Below are 19,878 nucleotides of genomic sequence, written 5' to 3' on the forward strand. Positions count from 1 at the left end.
ATAAAAAGAGGGGACGGCTGGAATATGAAGCATCTTTTACTCCAATATATGACCCGGCTGACTTCTTTAAGTAATGAAGAGCAGCAAGCGATTCTGGACGAAATCCTTGTCGAGGAATACAGCAAGGGAACCGTTCTGCTGAGGCAGGGAGAGGTTCCCGGCTATTGCTATTTTGTCCTGAAGGGATGCGTGCGGCAGCATGCAGTTGACGTTATGGGCCGGGACATTACCTCCAACTTCTATACAGAGGAGCAGGCAATCTCCATCTTCAATGCGCATAAGCCGGATAAAACGTCGGAGTACACCCTGACCTGTCTGGAGGACTGTACATTAGTTGTCGGCCCGCTGGACACTGAGAAGGCGATGTACACCAAACATACACAGCTCGAGACTATGACCCGTCAGATGCTTGAACAGAGCTTCGGTCAGATGCAGGAGGAATTCGCCGCTTTTATTGCCTCTTCTCCCGAAGACCGCCTGAAGGCTCTCCTTCACAAAAGACCCGAACTGATCAGCCGTGTCCCCCAGCATCAGCTGGCGAGTTATCTCGGAATAACGCCGGAATCACTGAGCCGGATCAAGAAGCGGATTCACCGCGAACCCGCGGAGCCGGGACTCTGAACAGCAGCCATAGGCCAAGGCCCAGCTCTCCCGCTGTCATCGGCAGCATAAATACCCATTTGACTACTTTTATAAATTCTTCATACTCAGGAACGAGTGTGCTGCTCAGATGGAGCAAGATATAACCTGCCCCAGCCAGCAGCAACAGAACACTAATAATCTTCGGGATATTCCCCGATTGGAAGGCCAGCAGGCCCACTATGAGCAAATGCCCCCCAAACAGAATCAAGCCGACCGACCACACTGCTTCAAAAGCGTGAAGAAAAAGCATCATCTCCGCCTGCAGCTCCTGCGGTGTGAAGCCGATCAGTGCCTGACTCCTGCTGTCTTCTGTAAGAAGCGAGACGACAACCAGGCTGGAGACAGCAACCCCCAATACCGCGGTATAAGACAGGCGCAGCCATGCGCCCAGCAGGGACAGTGCGTGCTGCACAGGTTGCAGAACCGTATATAATGCCCATGCGGCTGCAATGTCGCAGGCTAATATCAGCACCCATCCCAGAATTTCAGCCCTGAATAGCAGGGGAGAAGCTTGAAGGTTGCCGAAGGTAGCGGCTGGATCTCCCTCCACCACAAGACTTCCATGAACATATCCATACGAAAATGCGGCGGCCACCGCCATCACAAGTAGTGAAATTCCCCCAGTTCGTGCCACTGCTGCAGTCATTAACACAACCCCCTCTAATTGATTCTGGTTCCATTGTACAAAGAGGGTAAGGAGGGGGCATTAACTTAAGTCAAGGGAGTTCAGATGAGGGATGCAAAAGCGCCGGGTATCGAAGTCAAGCCGGGATAACGCAAGGTTGGTGAAACCGTACCACAAGCAAAGGTGAAATTGTAGGCCATGCAGAATATTTGAAAGAGGGTATCAAAGTTACAAAGCGTTGTGGAAAAGTTCTATGTCATGGAGGGTTAAATATGAACAGTTTTCAAAAAGAAACGGTAAAGATTAAACATCATGGGAGAGAAGTTTTTGGTGTCTCTTACATGCCTAATAAGAAAAAGTGTCCCGTTGTGATCTTCAGCCATGGTTTTAATGGAAAAAATGAAGACTTCGCTATGAATAGTGACTATTTAGCAAAGAATGGTGTGGGCGCCTATTGTTTCGACTTTTGTGGAGGCTCCGTAAACTCAAAGAGTGACCTTAGGACCAATGAAATGTCTATATTTACAGAAAAGGAAGATCTATGCGCTGTCGTTGAGAACATAAAAACTTGGGAGAATGTTGATCCTGATAATATCTTTTTATTTGGAGGAAGCCAGGGAGGATTAGTATCTGCATTAGTAGCTGATGAGTATATAAAAGATATTAAAGGACTCTTATTACTATTTCCAGCGCTGTGTATTGTAGCTGACTGGAATAAAAAGTTTCCAACAATGGAGAGCATTCCTGATGCATATGAGCTATGGGAAGTTCAATTGGGGAGAGTGTTTTTTGAATCCATTCATGAATATGATGTATTTGACCATATTGGCCAATTCGATAAAAATGTTTTGATTTTTCATGGGGATCAGGATGATATTGTGTCACTTGAATATGGGAAGAAGGCATCATTGATATACCCTCATGCTAGAATTGAAGTATTTCCTGGAGAAGGTCACGGTTTTTCAGAAGCTGGTAATCAAAGAGTTGCTGAGATGACGTATGAATTTATAAAAGCAAATATCTAATCTCTAAATGAAATAGATATCCCGGGTCTCTGTCTAGGTCTGGGCCGCCTTTCCTGAACGATCTTACCGCGTGTAAGACAAGCGTAATTCATAGTCTGCAAACGCTCTCATTAGTTAGAGGCGCTTATGAGCGTATCATGGTTTGGCAACTCAAGTCTGGAGGGGTTTACTTATGCAAAATCGAATTCATACGCCCGGTCCTGTGCTTGGCAGCGACGGCGTTTTGCTGCAGCGCGGTTACTCGACCCAAGCCGTGCTTACCTTCAATCGGGACGCAATCAAGGCACCACCCTGGCGAGTGAAGGAATGGGACTTCTATCAAGTGTCGAACGATCAGTATGGCTTGCAGATGACGATAGGGCATGTCTCCTACGCCGGCGATGTATCCGTGAAGCTCTTCGAGTTTGAGACCGGTAAACGGTACGATATATCGAACATGCTTATATTGCCATTCGGGCGTTTGAATATGCCGGCAACGGCCGAGCAAGGCGATCTGACGTATCAGAAAAAAGGCTTCCTCATGCAGTTTCAAGTGGTGGACGGAGAGCGCCGGCTTATTTGCAAGTCCGCTGGCAACGGCAAGCAGTTACCGATCGACATCGATATTCGGCTAATCCAGCCTGATTCTACCTCGATTGTGATGGCAACGCCATTTGATGAGGATAGTCGTTTTTTCTATTACAATCATAAAATCAATTGTATGCCTGCTAACGGTTTTGCCCGAATAGGGGAGCAGGAATATCGCTTCGAAGCCGATACCGCTTTCGGGCTTCTCGATTGGGGCCGGGGGGTATGGCCGTTCAGCCACGAGTGGTTCTGGGGAAGCGGCAGCGGTTATGCCTTCGGCAAACGGTTCGGCTTTAACATCGGCTATGGCTTCGGTAACACATCTGCCGCCACGGAGAACATCTTGTTCTATGACGGCGAAGCGCATAAGATCGGCCAAGTTCACTTTGATCTGCAAGGAGGCGGTGGTTACATGGCCAGGAAAACCTTCATCAGCGAAGATGGGCGATTCGAAATGGAGTTCAAGCCGATCTATGATCGGTACACGGAAATGAAACTGAAAATTGTCGATACGCATTGCCACCAGATTTTCGGGAAGTTTAACGGGAAGGCCGTTTTAGACGACGGTACGGTGATCGAGGTTAAGGATCTCGTGGCCTTTGCGGAACATGCGGTCAACCGGTGGTAAAGGGACTTAACGCAATCGGCTTGCGCAGCTTCATATTCCCAGGTTATATATCGGCTTCGGCCATTTGATCCGCAACGTAGCTAGATTGAGAAGTGAGAGGCTAAAGATCTGTTTTTTAGGAGGGATTTACAGTAAGGATATTGATTGTTATATTCTCAGCGTTATAAATATTAACTATATTTTCCACTGGAAGGGGGAGCAAAGAATACGGTGTCCGTTTATACAATCGCGATATTGCGGCTTTTGCTTCGCCGAAAGGCACGCTTGATTGCATCTCGGCATTTAGCTATACCGATTTCCGTGTGGACCTTGAGAAAATGTAATTGCCAACGCTTATTCTCATGGTGACGCCGATGCGATCGTTCCTGTCGAGATCAGTAGCCGCACTTGATTATTAAACAAGAAAAGTATAGTATGAGTCTATACCATTGGTTTAAATGTTTAAACATTTAGACTCTATAAACGGGGAGGCACCAGCATGGGAAAGCAGGCATTGCAGATTTTTCGCGAAAGCCTTCCAATTCTTCAAGTATTAAGTGATCCGCACCGTCAGGATATTCTGCTCCATCTATCGGAGGATGGCAGGATGACGGTCAATGAAATTACCGGGAAGTTGTCCTTGTCACGGCCGGCAGTTTCCCATCATCTGAAATTGCTCAAAAATGCGGGAGTCATCAAAGTCGAGCAAGTGGGGACCCAGCGATATTATGAGTTGTCCATGCAGGAATCGGTGGACCTGTTAAGAAGGCTTCTAGTTGCCTTAGAGCGGGATTGTCTCTAGACCTATTTCATAGAAAGAGGAGCAGGAAATATGAAGCAGTGGAACTCAGAGCAGGTCAATGAAATCCTGCAGGAGCATCGCCAGAAATTCCATAGCGGTTATACACGAAGCGTGGAGTTTCGTCTGGAGCAGCTGGGGAAGCTGTCGGATGCGATCAAACGGAACGAGCAGCTGTTACTGGCGGCGTTGTATCAGGACCTGCACAAAAGTGAATTTGAGGCTTATTCGACAGAGATTGGTTATACGCTGGACAGCATCCGCTACATGAGCAAGCATTTGAAGCGGTGGATGAAGCCGCAAAGGGTAAGAACACCCTTCTATCTTGCTGTATCTAAGAGTTACCAGTATAGAGAGCCCTACGGAACTGTTCTTATCATCGGACCCTATAATTATCCGTTCCAGCTGCTGATTGAACCGCTGATCGGAGCCATTGCGGCAGGGAACAGCGCGGTCTTAAAACCCTCCGAGAATACTCCTGCAGTTACTGCTGCCGTTAAGAAACTGATCAGTGAAACTTTTGATGAGACGTATATTAGGGTGATTGAAGGGGAGAAGGAGACCACCTCGGCGCTGATTCACGCTCCCTTTGACTACATCTTTTTTACAGGAAGCGTACCGGTCGGCAAGATCGTCATGAAAGCTGCTGCAGATCACCTTGTGCCCGTTACGCTTGAGCTTGGGGGCAAAAGTCCGGCTATCGTTGAGCGGACTGCAAACCTCGACGTTGCGGCCAAACGGATTATTTGGGGGAAGATGATGAACGCGGGACAGACATGCATTGCCCCGGACTATGTACTTGCCCATGAAGAGATTCGGGAGGAATTGATTGTCCGGATGAAGACGGTGGTGGCAGGCTTCTTCGGACCGGACGCCAGAGTAAGTCCGGATTATGGCCGAATCGTCAATGAACGCCAATTTGACCGCTTGGCCGCAATTCTGGAAGCGGAGCCGAATAGCGTGCTGTCGGGCGGGAGAACAATCAGAGATGAGCTCTACATCGAGCCAACGCTGCTTGCCGCAACCTCTTGGTCGGACCCTGCGATGCAGGATGAACTCTTTGGGCCGATTTTGCCCATTATGGGCTTCCGTCAAGTGGAGGAGGCGATTGAAATGGTGAACGCCCGTCCCAAACCGTTGGCACTGTACTTGTTCACCGAACAACGGCAGGTGGAGGAGAAAGTACTCTCACGCGTCTCCTTCGGCGGTGGGTGTGTGAATGATACGATCAGCCATGTTGCCAATCACCACCTGCCATTTGGGGGAGTAGGAAACGCCGGGATCGGTGCATATCACGGGAAATACAGCTTCGAGCTGTTCTCCCATACCAAAAGCGTATTGACCAAGAGCACAAAGCTGGATATCCCTTTCTTATTTCCGCCTTATGGCGACAAGGTCAAGTGGGTCAGAAAGATTATGCGTTAATACATGAGGAACCACGATAAGGGGGAGAAAAAGATGAATAATGTGCAATTTGCATCACTGGATGATGTGAAGAAAGAACTGCTGATCATGGTGGGGTATGACGTTATCCCAACCAAACAATGGCCGCTCTATGAGATTCTTGCCCATTGCGCCCAGACCATCGAATATTCTATGACAGGTTATCCGCAGCTGAAGCCCAGGATTGTGAGAAAAACCATCGGCCGCATCGTGATCCGGAAATTTTTGAAGCAGGGCCATATGAAGCATGATTTAACGGCACATGTACCAGGTGCGGCGAAGCTTGAAAAGCAGGGAACTGTCAAAGAGGGAATCGGACTTCTGCTCAGGGCAATTGATGCATTTCAAGCCTACGAGGGGAAGTTAGCTCCCCACCTGATCTTCGGAGATCTAAGCAAGGAGGAGTATGACCGGTATTTCACCATGCACGTTACGGATCATTTCTCCGAGGTGCAGTTCGCAAGCTAAGCTAATGACTAGGAGGCAATCACCTGACAGAGGAGCAGCGATGTAATAAGCTTGTTTATATTAAAGAGATTGCCGAAGAGATATGGAAGTAATTGGCTTGAGACTTTTATCACTGATCTGATACTCCCATTGCAAGTAATATGTTAGAATATCAGAAACGCATGGTACATTAACTTCATAATTCGCAAGCTATGATTGCTATGGATCACACTATAGCAGGAGCAGCTTCTGGAGAGACCACGGGAATTCCGTGGCGCCGAAGGGTTCACAATCTCAGGCAAAAGGACAGAAGAGTACGGAATGTATTTGTCATGCTGACAGCAGCAGGACAGGTATTTTTTCATATTCTTATAACCCGGGAGATTGGATGACATCCAGTCTCTTTTTTTATTGGCATCAATGTATTGTATTCATAAGGGGGAACTAGGAATGGCGCAAACAGAATTAAAAAGAGAGCTGGCCAACCGGCATGTTCAACTGATTGCCATCGGAGGCACTATTGGTACAGGATTATTCCTGGGATCGGGCAAGGCGATTCAGCAGGCGGGGCCCTCCATCATGATTACCTATCTAATCGTGGGCATCGCTGTGTTTTTCGTGATGAGAGCGCTGGGAGAGCTTCTGTTGTCTAACGCGGGATACCAGTCATTTACAGATATTGCCGAAGACTATCTTGGCCCCCGGGTGGCATTCATCACGGGTTGGACCTATTGGTTCTGCTGGGTCATGACGGCTATGGCTGATGTGATTGCAGTAGGCGTATATGTGCAGTATTGGTTTAATATTCCGCATTGGGTGCCTGCTGTCGTCTGCCTGATCATTTTGTTAGGACTTAATTTACTGACTGTCAAAAACTTCGGTGAACTTGAATTCTGGTTTGCTCTAATCAAAGTCATCACGATTCTTGCTTTAATCGGCATAGGTGTCATCTTCCTGATTATGGGGCTCAAAACGGATGCAGGATCGGTAACGGTCCGGAATCTTTGGGAACACGGAGGCGTGTTTCCGAACGGTGTAAAAGGCTTTTTATTTTCCTTCCAAATGGTTGTATTTGCTTATGTTGGTGTGGAATTAGTGGGGGTATCGGCAGCGGAAACAGCAGATCCGGAGAAAAACATCCCATCAGCGATCAACAAAATACCTCTGCGGATTCTTTTCTTCTACGTTGGCGCATTGTTCGTCCTGCTATGCATTAATCCATGGACGGAACTCAGTCCGGCAGAAAGTCCTTTTGTGAAAACCTTTAGTCTAGTAGGGATTCCAATCGCCGCAGGGATTATCAATTTCGTCGTATTAACTTCAGCCGCTTCTGCATGCAACAGCGGGATGTTCTCGACAAGCCGGATTCTTTATAATTTGAGCCGGAAGAATCAGGCCTCTGTTCATTTTGCCAAACTGAATAAAAATCATGTACCCGGGAACTCGTTATTCATTTCTACGCTGGTCATATCTGCCGGTGCTCTACTGAGCAAGCTCATTCCGGAGCAGGCCTTTGGAATCGTAACCACCATAAGTGCCATTTGTTTTATCTGGGTGTGGGGTGTTGTTCTCGTATGTCACATCAAATATAAGAAGACCCGGCCAGACTTACATTTGAAATCCAAATTCAAAGCACCGTTAACGCCGGCGGTTAATGTTGTTGTCCTCGCTTTGTTTGCTGCGATACTCATTATAATGCTGATCGCTAGAGAAACACGTCCGGCATTATTGTTTACGCCTCTATGGTTCATTCTGTTATATGTTCTGTATTCGGTGAATAGCAGGAAGAGGGAGCAGAGCAATAAAATAATCAGTGCAAAACCGACAATCCATTAAGTCAAAGCAGCCCTCAATCCCACAATTCGGTGGTTTTGGGGGCTGCTTTGATTTATTATGGGGAACAGATAACCATTAACGGAGGTCCTTACATGTCTAAAACAATCGCAGACAAATTAAACTTACACAAATTCAAAAAGGTTGCCATATTGAACAGGCCCGAAGATGAGGATAGTCTATCGGGGTTAATAGCTTTTGATACTGAGCTGACGGACAACTGTTATGATCTCATTTTTGCTTATGTGCTTAATATGGAAGCGCTGCAGGATCTCATCAATAAAGTGATTGATCTTAACTATTTAGATAAGGGCGGCTATTTGTACGCTGCTTACCCCAAAAAGGGAAATAAGGTCTATTCCACCTATATTCATAGGGACAGCCTGTTTGAAGGGGTGGGAGCGGATGAGGACGGATATATTGGGGCAAGCAGCCTGAAGTTTGCACGTATGGTGGGGCTAAACGACGTGTTTACCGTTGTTGGTTTCAAAGAGGAGACACGGAAGAAGAATGAGGCGTCCTCCAAGCCAAGTCAGCGGGTGGATGATTATACATCTATGGTTCCTGCTGTGGAAAATGACTTGCAGGATAGTCCGGAGGCGCTGAAGTTGTACCAATCGCTTACTCCCGGTTACCGGAAGGACTGGGCCCGTTATGTATATAGTGCCGTACAAGAAGGGACTAGAGCAAAGCGAAGAGCAGAAATGAAGAAGATTCTAGGTGAAGGTTATAAGAGTATCGACATTTACCGGAGAGAAAAGCCGTAAGGAAGGTTTAAAATGATTACCTGAGGATGGCAGGCGGGGAGCAAAGTATAAAAAGACTAACCCTTGATAGAATGGAGGCTTGGTGATGAGCGAGGAACAGAAAGATAAAGCAGCAGGAGAAGTTCTATTTATTTCTCCAATAACAATGGAAGCAAGCAGCGGACTTACGATTCAGGATCTGATCTCTATGATTCAATCTGCTCGGTATTCTAAGGAAAGCGGAGCTTTTGAGACGGGGCACTTTGATGCCAAGACGCTCTTAGACTCATTGAAACGAACCATCTTAAATGCCGAAGCGTTGTATATGGCGTACGATGTCCATACCAATTATCCATACATCGATGGTAATGACCAGGTATGGGTATTCTCTGAGGAAGCATTCTCAGCCAATGCGGCGGATTATTACCTGCAGCAGCTCATTGAGCTGGAAATGAGAAAGATCAGCCGGGAGGAGATCCGCAGGATGCTCGCTGAGCTTCATCTCCTTGGCATCCGCAACCTTCTTATTGATAACGGGCAAAATACGATCGTGATCAGCAGAGACGATCTATTGCCGCCGCCCGATTGGAGCGGAACGCCGGAGATCAATATTCCCGTAAGCAATCCGGAGCTGCAGCATGCGATGCTTTGTTTTTTTCAGGCGATGTATTCCCGGCAGCAGTATGAAGGCAAGAATCAGTTTCTTCAGGCGGCAGAAGCCCGGATGCTGGATGAACTCGTTCAGGCGAAGTTTTTGGTGCCGATGCAGCTTAAGGAAGAAGAGCCGTCACCCCCTGATGAACAGGGCATGAAGACGTTGAAGCAAGGAACGTACCTTCAATTTGCATCCCTTGGCGTGGAGGGGGAAGAACCTTGGCTGCCGGTGTTCACAGATTGGCTTGAGTTTGAAAAAGGTTATGATAAAACGGTATGGGGCGGCAATGTCGCTACCTATGAGGATATTGTGTCCCTATCGGAGAACATGAGCGGAGCCGTCATTAATTTCCGGGGGATCGGTTTCCGGTTGGATGACAAGAATAAGCGGATGATCGCCGAATATAAGAGGTTGTAGAGGCTACAAAAGAGGATGTATTGCTTATCGATAACTATGATCCTCTCTTTGTTGCTGCTTTTGAAGACCAGCCTTCTAATCTAAGTCCGCTCCAAGCAATACGTAACGCTATGCTTTCTGGAATTAAGGATATGTCCACAGATGAGCTGACTACGGTGCGTGAACGTAACGAGCTTATTATGAAGGTCCCGGAGCTGAGGGCTGCGAGTCTAAATAACATGACCCAAATGATGCAGTTGATCATGGAATTAATAGCTAAACGAGTAGGCCGTAACCCGGAAGACTTAGCGGTGCGCACTTTTGCTGGTGCAATTATTGGTGTCAATATCTCGGTGATGCTGTACTATGCGGAGAATCCTGATGCCGATTTTGCGACATTGTTAGATGAAGCTTTGAGTAAATTAGAGGAAGGCTTGCCATTATGAAGCCGAAATAGATGCTCTCCAAGGTGAATAGTTTTCAAGAAAAATCCGATAAAAGAAAGGATGACAACTATTCAAGTTGCGAAAAAGGAGAATCTAAATGCCTGCTAAATTAGTGAAAAATATCATCGTGTTTTGTTTGGTTTTTGTATTCTTACCGGCAACATCCATTTGGGCTGCCTCTGTTATTACGGACCCTGCTTTGGCGAAAGCCATTCGAGCGGAATTGAAGCTGCCAGCTAATAAAGAGGTGAAGGCCGCTGATTTGCAGAAATTGAAGTCTTTGTATCCTATGGAGTCCAAGAATAAAATCGTCAGTTTGCAGGGACTTGAATATGCTGCTAACCTGCAGGACTTATTTCTGCCCGGCCAAAAAATAAAGAATATCACACCCCTCGGCAAGCTGAAAAAACTGACGTTCCTGGCTGTTGACGGGAATCAGATTACTGATCTTTTACCGCTTTCCGGGTTAAGTTCTCTGCAAAAACTGGTGGTTGACGACAACAAGTTCAAAAGTCTAGTGCCGCTCAAGAATTTACATGAGCTGACTGATCTTCTTGCCAGTAACAATCAAGTAACAGATCTAAGTCCCCTTCAGGATTTGAAGTTAGAATGGCTTATCCTGAGCGGAAATCAAATTCAAGATTTGACGCCGTTAAAAAATCATCCAACCTTGGAGCACCTTTATCTGGACGATAACCTCATTCAGGAACTTGAAGTGCTCGAGACGATGCCGAATTTAAAGGAAGTATCTTTGGCAAACAACCCGCTGAATGAGCAAGCAAAGCAGGTCATCCAAAACCTGGAGGATAATGGCGTCATTGTGAATATAAATTAAACATGACAGTAAGCTGTCTACTTTCTCCTTGTATAATTTAGTTCAAGAGGAGAGTGAGGCATGAGCACTATTACAATTCACAAGCCAAAGCTAATACTGACTGGAGTAGCTGTACGTACAACGAACGAAGCGGAGGCCGGACCGGATGGGCAATTGGCTAAACTATGGGAAACTTACTTTCAGAGCAATCTCGGTTCCGCAGCTGGTATTAAAAATCCACATTATATTTACGCCCTGTATACGGATTATGAGAGCGATGCAAACGGAGCTTATACGGTTGTTATAGGGCACGAATTAAGCAGTGACACGGCCTTAGGAAACACTAATCATGTAGTTGCGGTCGTCCCTGAAAGTAAATACATGGTATTTACAACGAGAAAGGGACCTGTATATGAAGTAGTGGCTGAGACGTGGCATGAGATATGGGCCTATTTCAAGGAATCTAAGGAAGTAAGGACCTATACGGGCGATTTCGAGCTTTATGATGCCAGAGATTTCGATCCGGCCAATACAGAATTGCAGATTTATATAGCTATACAATAATTGCAAGGGGGTGTTCCAAGCTATTTCAGCTTATGGACACCCCCTATCTATTAATTATCCTTCGAATGTCGTTCCCCAACCTGGAAGTCATCCGCATGTTCGAACATGTACTTCACGGTCATTGCATCCTGCCCCGTCAGTATCTTGAAGTCAGCCGTATAATTATCCATCTTTCCTAACCGGATCGCTTCGCCAAAGGTTACCATCCCCTCAGATGAGAAGGGGGCCTCTGAGCCCTTTTTAAATTCACCCTCGGTTGTTCTTGGAACACATAGTGCGTCAAATATGGCGTAATTTTCTTCATCGGTGATAGGTTCATAGATTACATGATTGCCCGATACTTCATTTCCGATTGCCACAAAGTCGGTGATGGTCATTAGCTCAGTTTCTGTCGATCAATTGGATATTGAACTCGTCCTCAAGCAAGGCGATGTGCTGGCTAACCGTAGTCATGAACCTCCGGCGGCGTAAGTATGACTTATTATAGCTTACTTTTCCAGCAAAAAAACTGACCCCGATGCAGCATCGGCGCCAGTTATACAAGCTGATCATCAAAAACCGGATTTACAGATTCGCCAGAAGAAGGGCGATAATAGCCAGAAAGGCCGGAAGGCCCTGGACTAACAGAATGGATTTCTTGGCGGTCATGCCGCCATAGACCGCTGCAACTCCGACACAGATTAGAAAAAACAGTTGAAGCTGAAATCCGAACGTGTCGTTCGGATGAAACAAGCCCCAGGCCAGACCGGCGGCGAGAAAACCATTATACAGACCTTGGTTGGCTGCGAGCGACTTGGTATCCTGCGCGAACTCCTTGGTGGTCCCGAACGCCTTCTGCGCTCTGGGGGTAGTCCACATAAACATCTCCAAGGTTAAAATATACACATGCTCCAGCGCTACGAGCGCCACAAGTATAGTACTCAAAATCATCATCTTAATTCCCTCTTTTGTATTAGATTAGGCGGGATAGCCTCCGCCAGGTGGCGGCCAGGCCCCGTGTAGACGGCGAAGCAGAACAATTTCTCCTAGATGGTAGGAATTATGAGAGGCGATATTACGTAAAATTCCGCCCTTGGTCTCCCCAGGAAAACCGGGGAGCGGTTCGTCCAGTTGTACAGTCCGGGCAAAATCAACCGCCTTCTCCACGCCTTGCAGCAAATGCCTCACGGTGTCCTGCCATTCTGCCTCATCCCCCGGGGCTTCCTCCTCAGGCCAGCTATCCATTACACTTCCTGGCGCTTGCGGTTTGCCCCCCTCCAGGAAGGTCAGCATGAAATCCTGCCAATAGCTCATATGTTTCATTAATTGATAAATGCTGTACGGAATTCCTCCCGTACGTTGTCCGGCAAGCTCCGGTGTAATATCCGGCAAGGCTCTGGCAATCGGAATATGTCCCCGTTCGCCAATTAATGATTTCACAAGAGCTTGACCAAAAGCAGAATTGGACTCGGACATCATGAAGCTCCTTTCAATATCTTAATATTTGTGTTTAAATTATATTTTGCAAAATCGAATTTCACAAAAGTAAATATACCTAAGTTCAGTAATTTTGTCAATTGTCCAGGCGATCTGCCCATTCAATGTAAGTAGAAATATCTAAGGCCAGAATACAGGGGAAACCGGTATAATGTTAGCAGGCAGAGTCGAAATATTAACAATCGGGTCAGGAGGTATACCCTTGTACATAAGAATACTGACATCCGCCGATGCGGAGATTTACCGCGAGCTCCGGCTGCAGTCGCTGCTGCAGAGTCCGGAGGCTTTTCTCAGCTCCTATGAGTCGGAGTCCAAAATCTCCATGGTCACCACCCGGATCAGGCTGGAACCCTCGGATGATAATTTTACCCTTGGAGCGTTCATTGCTGAGGAAAAGCTGGTGGGTATTGTAACCCTTTTCCGCGAGAGCAGACCGAAGATCCGTCACAAAGCCCATGTATATTCCGTATACGTCGATCCGTGTGCGCGTAAGCAGGGGGTAGGGCGGGTCTTGATGCTGGAACTGATCAAGCGGGCCAAGCAGGTACCGGGTCTGGAAATCCTTAATCTGACCTTAACCTCCACCAACCTGTCCGCCAAACGGCTATACGAATCTCTGGGGTTTATCCGCTATGGCACAGAGCCGAGGGCGATGAAGCTCGGGGTTGACTACCAGGATGAAGATCTGATGTTTTTGCCGCTAGTGCCCGAGCTGTAGAATATAAATGGAAATTACAGACATAACTGTGCCTGCCGGAAGCATATGCTGGGTCTAGGAGTCCTGTCCACAAAAGGGGTTGAAGACTTGCAAACTGCGCTGCTTGGCAGCTTTTTATCGGCTATGGCTACTGTACTTGGGGTGGTTCCCATTCTGTTCGTCCGAAGATTGTCCGAGCTGTGGAAGGATGTGCTGGTCGCCTTCACTGCCGGGATCATGGTATCTGCATCTACCTTTGGGTTAATGCCGCAGGCGATCAAGGAATCGGGAATCCTTGCGTTAACCCTGGGTCTGATTACAGGTGTACTGCTGCTCGATCTGATCGAGAATAATATTCCGCATATTGATGTGGAGAACAAGCCCGGCTTCACTAACATGGATTCCAAAGCACTGCTGGTGCTGATCGCACTGTTTATTCATAATATTCCCGAAGGTCTCAGCACGGGCTTCAGCTATGCGAGTGAGCAGCCGAGCCTCGGTCCCATGGTGGCGATAGCCATCGGAGCACAGAATATGCCGGAGGGTCTGATTCTGGCAGTGTTTTTGCTGAATTCCCAGGCGACCCGGCGCAAAGCAATGATTATGGCCGCCTTAACCGGCCTCATGGAGATGGTGTCGGCGGTGATCGGATATTTTACAGCCAGCTATATGCAGAACGTGGTGGGGTACGGGTTGGCTTTTGCCGCTGGAGCGATGCTCTTTATCGTCTATAAGGAGTTGATTCCGGAGAGCCACGGACATGGGTACGAACGCCCCTCGACGTATTCGTTTATCTTTGGCCTGTTGGCGATGGTGTATATTACTCAAGTTTTTGGGTGAGGTCCTAGGAGGAATTCCGTCAGACCTTGTCGAAAACTTCCTTACTATGAAGAAAAATATACCAAACAACAAACCTGCGGAAAAAATGTCTTATTATACTTTGCTCGTGTATATGATTGCCGGAGCGCTCGGAGCGGGATACTTTCATACCCGTTCTTTTTTGGCGTTAGATGCTCTGTTATTTACAGCGGTACTGGTTTACATTCTGCGCACCGACCGGATCAAGCTGCTGCCGGTGCATTTTTTTCTGCTGATACTTACCTTACTGTACTGGTTGTCTGCCATTTGGGCGGTGGATGTTGAACAAGCTCTGCTGGAAGCGGGCAAAATCTCCTCCCTGCTCCCGCTATCGCTGCTGTTTGCCGGGTTGTCCCGGGAGCTGCGGGACCGGATCTGGTCAGCCTGGGCCTGGTGTGGAACAGCACTGACACTGTGGGGACTGGCCTTTGGGCTGTTCCGCGAAGGCAGGCTGGAATCGACGCTTGGTTATGCGAACAGCTTTGCCGTCATATTGGCGGCAGGAGTTGCGGCAGGCTGGGGTGCTTACAAGCTCTCAGGTCATAAACGCTATTGGCTCGCTTGTGTAATCCAGATTGGCGGCTTGCTATGGACCGGCTCCAGAGCGGTACTGGTTCTGGCGGTCATCGGGGCAGTCATTTATGTATTCCTGAACCGGGATGCGCAAAAAGTATCCATGCTGGGAACGATGGCGGCTTCAGTCTTGTTGGCGGTGGTCTTAGCCTTTGCTGCGCGTAATGGCGGCGCGGCGTTTCGTGAGATAGCATGGGATGCTCCCGAATTTGCCCTGCGCCGCATCTATTGGAGCGATGCCTTTCATCTATGGCTGAAGCACTGGCTGCTGGGTGTGGGTGGCAGCGGATGGGCAGTGCTGTATCCTTCCGTATATGTGAAATATGTGCATCAGCAGTATTTGCAGGTTGCTCTGGATACGGGGGTTTTTGGAGCTCTGAGTTTTATAGGTATGATTATCTTCTCTATACGCGCGGGGCTGCGCAGGGGAAAAGAAGGCTGGGGCTCTATGCTGGCCATTATCCTGTTCTGCGCCCATCTTGCTTTTGATATCGATCTGGCTTATCCGCTGGTGTTCGGGTTGTTCATTATGCTGCTCACCGGAGCAGAGGCCGAAGGCGGGCCCGGACAAGAAATTCCTCTGCCGCGTTTCAGAGCTGCAGCTCTCGCTCTGCCCGCAGTAATTGCTATATTTTTCTTTTCGTGGCTGACAGTAGGCTATACCAGTCTTGCCAACGGGAAGTCAGCGATAGCTAGGCAGGATTGGGAAAGGGCGGAACGATCACTGATTGCCGCTGCTGCACAGCTTCCGTGGTCCCATGAGACTCATTACGAATTAGCTGCTCTTTATTCTGCTATAGCCCGGTCCCAGGGTGATGAATCCTATATGCAAAAAGCATTGGAGGAAATGCGAACGGCTTCGGATATGATCCCGGAGAACAGGAGCTATAAAGAGATGGTGAAGCAGGCAGATAATTGAGGACAATAATGGAATATAAGTTAAATAATACGTTGTAATATGTTGGAATTCCTCGTATTATGGGGAAGGATTTCCGAATCCTACACATCCACCTGGGGGGAATTATTCTGAACAACATTTTACGCAAAATCAGCGCTTCACTGGCAGTCCTCATGCTGCTGGCGTTAAGCGCACCCGTACTGACCTATGCGGCCAGTATGCTGAAAGTATATTACGATGCATCTACCGGAGAGATTTCGGGAGTGATCTACTCCGATCAGAAAGACATTGCAATGGATCTGATTCATTCGAATGGCAGCAAGGTTCAAGTACCTTCATCGGTGCTTGGTGAGGTATATTACTCAGATAGTGCCAAGGCTTACTGGTCTAAGGTAAACGGTACGATTGCTCAAGGTCTGGTACCCGGCTATGCTAAAGTTGTTGCGGGCGATACAACGATGTATGACGCGAGTGTAACGGGGAATGTGTATTCGTTCGGGGATGCTCCAGTGGCCCCGGTGATTTATAGTACGAGCTGGTCCAATCAAACCGATAAGTCTAGCGATATCAGTGTTTATTGGCAAGCCTTTGACAGGTATTCAATTTCATATTACAAGTTTTATAACAATGACCAATTCATCGGAATTACTAAGGCTAACACATTCAAAATCAAAAATCTTCCCGAACATTCTTTGAATCATTTCAAAGTGTCTGCAGTAGACGTATTCGGCCGGGAATCGGATTTTTCACCTACCTATACAATGCGTGTCCGTGGGTTAATGAAGGAAGTGAACTTCCTCTTTAATGGAAAGAAACCCGGTTACGCGCTTCAACCAAATGACATGCTGGTATCATTTGTTGTATCAGAAAACGCTGTAGACCAGCCAGATACATGGGAAGATTTGAGTTTGATTTTATCTGATGCTTCTTCGGATTCTCTTTATAGCCCGTATACAATAAACCATTCAGAATTGAGCGCTTCAGATTTTGAATTAGTCAACAAAGATGGAGCTGTTTTTCCAGTAAGCAACCTCTATAATAATAATAATTATTTTAAATTTATTTTTCCAGTTCCACTAAAAACAGACGAACAATATATTTTGAAACTGACCTCTTCAGCTTCGGGTCATGAGATCAGCTTACCCAATGTTAACTCTCAATATGGAAGTGCTTATCTTTATACCAATGCCTACAAAAATGGCGAAGCCGATGCTTTTGTCTATGAATACCGTCAGAAGGGCATCGTAACCGGCGATCCATTCGCACCTGCTAAGCCTACAGGATTGAAGGCATCTGGCAACGGAAGTCTGTATGTAACCTGGGACAGCAATAAGGAAGATGATCTAGAAGGTTACCTGGTCTGGCTGGATGGCAGTCTGCTGACAGAACCTATTAAGCGAACAAACTTCACTATTAACGGTTTAACCAATGGTAAGATTTATCATGTTAATGTAGCAGCTGTAGACAAAGTGGGCAATCGCTCGCTGCAAGCTTACATTTTTCCAGTGCCTCAGGCTTCTGGAGGGGGGACGTCAGGAGGAGGAAGTACACCAGGCGGAGGCGGAGGTAGTGCAGCAGGAGGAGGCGGGGCCTCAGGACCAAGCTCATCTGTCCCTGCGGTGGTAGCGGTTAAATCTCTTATCAGTGTAGTCGACCTGGCTGGAGTCACGAAGGCCTTAGACATAGCACTCAAAAGTGAGAACGGGAAGGTAACTGTACCTGTAGCCAGCGATATTAAGCAGCTCCTGTTGCCTGCAAGCTCTGAAGCAATCAACAAAGACAATGCTCTGGTTGTCTCCAAAGATAATCTGTCTATTGAAATTCCAGGTGGTGATCTGGAGAAGCTTAAGGCTTCTGTGCCAGCAGAGCAGCTAAAGGATGCGAAGATTTCCGTCTCCTTTACTCCGCTTAGCAGTGATGATATTGCCAAGGCAACAAGCGGAACTACCGGTAAATCGGCGAATACTGCAATTTCCTCCGCTGGTGCGGCTTATGATTTTGGCTTATCGCTCATAACGGCAGATGGCAAAGAAACGAAGATGTCTGAGCTCAATTTTCCGGTCACGTTGAAATTGAAGGTTAACGAAGGCGTGAATACCCCGCTCTCAGGTGTTTATTATTTCGATGCACAAGGCGGACTGCAGTACACAGCAGGACAACTGGAGAGCGGCTATCTGAGTGTTCAGACCAGTCATTTCAGCAAATACGCTGTGCTGCAATACAGTAAATTGTTCAGTGACGTTTCCGCTACTCATTGGGCATCCGGTGCCATTCAAGCAATGGTGGCTCAGCAGGTGGTGACAGGGACAAGTGATCTGCACTTCTCCCCTAATCAAAAGGTGACACGGGCCGAATTTGCTGCATTTATTGCCCGCAAGCTGAATCTGAAGGCAGGCAATGCAAGCAGCTTCAGTGATGTTGGAGCGGCCAAATGGTATGCGGATGAGGTTGCTGCAGCTTCTGCGGCCGGTATCGTAACGGGAATCTCCGGTTCGGCATTTGCACCGGACAAGCTTATTTCCCGGCAGGAGATGACAGCCATGCTGATCAAATCTTATCTCTATAAAAATAATAAGTCACTGAGTACGGTAGAACCTTCTAGTGCTTTTGCCGACTACAGCTCCATTTCAAAGTGGGCCCGGCCATATGTGGCTTATGCTCATGAGCTGGGTCTGATTCAGGGCCGGAGCGGCAACAAGTTCCAGCCTCTTCAGAATGCGACCCGGGCCGAAGCGGTTCAATTGATCTCCAAGCTGTAGAACCAGCAAATCATGTATTATGAAAAGAGGCTGTTCCTGAACTGTTATGACCTAACAGTTACAGGGACAGCCTCTTCGTCATACATGTTCTTAGCGGTGCTGCACATACCGGTTGCACTTGCTGGCAGCCTGGACAGCGGCCAGCTCTGCGGGAGAGAGCGGAGCGGCTGTGGCCGCTGCCGCATTCAGCCGCAGCTGCTCCAGGCTGCTCGCGCCCGGAATGATAGCGGCAACTGCCGGATTTGCAAGCGGATAATTCAGCGCTGTCTCGGTCAGGGTACGGTAGCCGCCGCTCTGCTTCAGCAGATGTTCATGCAGCCCTACCAGTTCCTCGCTATCGTAGCCAAGATACTCCCGGTTGGCTTTACTAGCACCATGTTCGGTTAATATGCCGCTTGCCAGCGGTCCCCGGGCAATGAGACTAATGCCTTGCCGTTCCAGCAGGGGCAGAACCTCTTCTTCAGGCCGCCGGTCCAGGATGCTGTACTGGCTCATGACACTGACAATATTGGAACGGGAGACGTATTCCCTGATCACATTCGGGCGGATGGAGGAGATGCCGTAATAGCGGATCAGTCCTTCCTGTTTCAGCTCCTCGAAGGCTTCAATGGTCTCGTGAATCGGATCTTCGAGCGTACCGCCATGTAGCTGGTACAGGTCGATATAATCCGTCTGCAGTCTGTGCAGACTCTCTTTTACTGCCGACTTTATATAAGCTTTGGAAGGGTCCCAGGTCCAGCCTTCCTGACCGGGGACTCTGCGGTTGCCGACTTTGGTAGCGAGGATAACGTCTGCCCGGCGTTGACGCAGCGCCTGCCCGATAATTTCTTCATTCCGTCCGCTATCATAGAGGTCGGCAGTATCCAGAAAGTTAACGCCTAGCTCAAGCGCCTCATGAATAATCGGAATCGCCGTGGCTTCGTCGGTCCCCAGGGACATGCAGCCGAGTCCCATAGCACTTACGTATAAATCGGAATTTCCTAAACGGTTCTTGTTCATTTGCTTCCC

General features: G+C 47.9%; 21 protein-coding genes, 1 pseudogene and 1 riboswitch. Of the genes and pseudogenes, 17 read left to right on the forward strand and 5 right to left on the reverse strand.

Features of this window, described 5'->3' with window-relative positions:
- The first annotated feature begins 24 nt into the window (after positions 1-24).
- Positions 25-621, forward strand: a complete 597-nt coding sequence (locus A3848_RS01295) for a Crp/Fnr family transcriptional regulator (protein WP_074083136.1) — start codon at positions 25-27, stop codon at positions 619-621.
- Here the strand turns inward: A3848_RS01295 and A3848_RS01300 are convergent.
- Positions 578-1,288 (reverse strand): DUF4386 domain-containing protein, encoded by a 711-nt coding sequence (locus A3848_RS01300; RefSeq protein ID WP_074083137.1) that lies wholly within the window; start codon positions 1,286-1,288, stop codon positions 578-580. The genes A3848_RS01295 and A3848_RS01300 overlap by 44 nt on opposite strands.
- Before the next feature lie 251 nt (positions 1,289-1,539).
- Between A3848_RS01300 and A3848_RS01305 the strand changes: the two genes are divergently transcribed.
- The 12 genes and pseudogenes from A3848_RS01305 (at position 1,540) to A3848_RS01360 (ending at position 11,609) form a co-directional block, all read left to right on the forward strand.
- The gene (locus A3848_RS01305; protein ID WP_074083138.1) at positions 1,540-2,292 is read left to right on the forward strand and encodes an alpha/beta hydrolase family protein; all 753 of its coding nucleotides are present in this window, start codon (positions 1,540-1,542) and stop codon (positions 2,290-2,292) included.
- A gap of 172 nt (positions 2,293-2,464) precedes the next feature.
- Entirely contained in the window at positions 2,465-3,487 is a 1,023-nt protein-coding gene (locus A3848_RS01310; protein ID WP_074083139.1) for a DUF2804 domain-containing protein, read from the forward strand.
- A 215-nt stretch (positions 3,488-3,702) separates the two neighbouring features.
- Positions 3,703-3,872: pseudogene (locus tag A3848_RS33365) on the forward strand (alpha/beta hydrolase); the annotation flags it as partial.
- A gap of 93 nt (positions 3,873-3,965) precedes the next feature.
- Positions 3,966-4,268 (forward strand): ArsR/SmtB family transcription factor, encoded by a 303-nt coding sequence (locus A3848_RS01320; RefSeq protein WP_074083140.1) that lies wholly within the window; start codon positions 3,966-3,968, stop codon positions 4,266-4,268.
- A 30-nt stretch (positions 4,269-4,298) separates the two neighbouring features.
- Positions 4,299-5,690: an aldehyde dehydrogenase gene (locus A3848_RS01325; RefSeq protein ID WP_074083141.1), complete on the forward strand. Its 1,392-nt coding sequence runs from the start codon at positions 4,299-4,301 to the stop codon at positions 5,688-5,690.
- Between the two features lie 33 nt (positions 5,691-5,723).
- On the forward strand, positions 5,724-6,176 hold the full coding sequence (locus tag A3848_RS01330; RefSeq protein ID WP_178381871.1) for a DUF1569 domain-containing protein: 453 nt from the start codon (positions 5,724-5,726) through the stop codon (positions 6,174-6,176).
- A 218-nt stretch (positions 6,177-6,394) separates the two neighbouring features.
- Positions 6,395-6,475: riboswitch (glycine riboswitch) on the forward strand.
- A gap of 130 nt (positions 6,476-6,605) precedes the next feature.
- Positions 6,606-7,991: an amino acid permease gene (locus A3848_RS01335; protein ID WP_074083143.1), complete on the forward strand. Its 1,386-nt coding sequence runs from the start codon at positions 6,606-6,608 to the stop codon at positions 7,989-7,991.
- Positions 7,992-8,083: 92 nt separating this feature from the next.
- The gene (locus A3848_RS01340; RefSeq protein ID WP_074083144.1) at positions 8,084-8,755 is read left to right on the forward strand and encodes a YdeI/OmpD-associated family protein; all 672 of its coding nucleotides are present in this window, start codon (positions 8,084-8,086) and stop codon (positions 8,753-8,755) included.
- An 85-nt stretch (positions 8,756-8,840) separates the two neighbouring features.
- Positions 8,841-9,806, forward strand: a complete 966-nt coding sequence (locus A3848_RS01345; RefSeq protein WP_074083145.1) for an SseB family protein — start codon at positions 8,841-8,843, stop codon at positions 9,804-9,806.
- A 20-nt stretch (positions 9,807-9,826) separates the two neighbouring features.
- A complete protein-coding gene (locus tag A3848_RS01350; RefSeq protein WP_178381872.1) occupies positions 9,827-10,231 on the forward strand; it encodes an acyl-CoA-like ligand-binding transcription factor in 405 nt (134 codons plus the stop codon).
- A gap of 97 nt (positions 10,232-10,328) precedes the next feature.
- On the forward strand, positions 10,329-11,066 hold the full coding sequence (locus A3848_RS01355; protein ID WP_074083146.1) for a leucine-rich repeat domain-containing protein: 738 nt from the start codon (positions 10,329-10,331) through the stop codon (positions 11,064-11,066).
- 60 nt (positions 11,067-11,126) lie between these two features.
- Entirely contained in the window at positions 11,127-11,609 is a 483-nt protein-coding gene (locus A3848_RS01360) for a GyrI-like domain-containing protein (protein WP_074083147.1), read from the forward strand.
- Positions 11,610-11,659: 50 nt separating this feature from the next.
- Here the strand turns inward: A3848_RS01360 and A3848_RS01365 are convergent, their stop codons facing one another.
- The 3 genes from A3848_RS01365 to A3848_RS01375 all read right to left on the reverse strand — a co-directional run bounded on the left by A3848_RS01365 (position 11,660) and on the right by A3848_RS01375 (position 13,064).
- A complete protein-coding gene (locus tag A3848_RS01365) occupies positions 11,660-11,986 on the reverse strand; it encodes a Rossmann-fold NAD(P)-binding domain-containing protein (RefSeq protein ID WP_074083148.1) in 327 nt (108 codons plus the stop codon).
- Positions 11,987-12,173: 187 nt separating this feature from the next.
- Positions 12,174-12,542, reverse strand: coding sequence for a DUF1304 domain-containing protein (locus A3848_RS01370; protein WP_074083149.1), 369 nt, complete (start codon positions 12,540-12,542; stop codon positions 12,174-12,176).
- 24 nt (positions 12,543-12,566) lie between these two features.
- Complete coding sequence (locus A3848_RS01375) at positions 12,567-13,064, reverse strand: DinB family protein (protein WP_074083150.1); 498 nt, start codon at positions 13,062-13,064, stop codon at positions 12,567-12,569.
- A 223-nt stretch (positions 13,065-13,287) separates the two neighbouring features.
- Here A3848_RS01375 and A3848_RS01380 point away from each other — a divergent pair, with 223 nt between their 5' ends.
- The 4 genes from A3848_RS01380 (at position 13,288) to A3848_RS01395 (ending at position 18,870) form a co-directional block, all read left to right on the forward strand.
- Positions 13,288-13,803 (forward strand): GNAT family N-acetyltransferase, encoded by a 516-nt coding sequence (locus tag A3848_RS01380; protein ID WP_074083151.1) that lies wholly within the window; start codon positions 13,288-13,290, stop codon positions 13,801-13,803.
- Positions 13,804-13,890: 87 nt separating this feature from the next.
- A complete protein-coding gene (locus A3848_RS01385) occupies positions 13,891-14,622 on the forward strand; it encodes a ZIP family metal transporter (RefSeq protein ID WP_074083152.1) in 732 nt (243 codons plus the stop codon).
- Positions 14,623-14,668: 46 nt separating this feature from the next.
- Complete coding sequence (locus A3848_RS01390; RefSeq protein ID WP_074083153.1) at positions 14,669-16,132, forward strand: O-antigen ligase family protein; 1,464 nt, start codon at positions 14,669-14,671, stop codon at positions 16,130-16,132.
- 59 nt (positions 16,133-16,191) lie between these two features.
- The gene (locus A3848_RS01395) at positions 16,192-18,870 is read left to right on the forward strand and encodes an S-layer homology domain-containing protein (RefSeq protein WP_074083154.1); all 2,679 of its coding nucleotides are present in this window, start codon (positions 16,192-16,194) and stop codon (positions 18,868-18,870) included.
- 90 nt (positions 18,871-18,960) lie between these two features.
- On the opposite strand, the gene A3848_RS01400 is transcribed toward A3848_RS01395, so the two are convergent.
- Positions 18,961-19,869, reverse strand: coding sequence for an aldo/keto reductase (locus tag A3848_RS01400; protein ID WP_074083155.1), 909 nt, complete (start codon positions 19,867-19,869; stop codon positions 18,961-18,963).
- Positions 19,870-19,878: the final 9 nt, after the last annotated feature.

This window comes from Paenibacillus sp. P32E (genome assembly GCF_001909085.1).
Lineage (GTDB): Bacteria > Bacillota > Bacilli > Paenibacillales > Paenibacillaceae > Paenibacillus_AQ > Paenibacillus_AQ helianthi.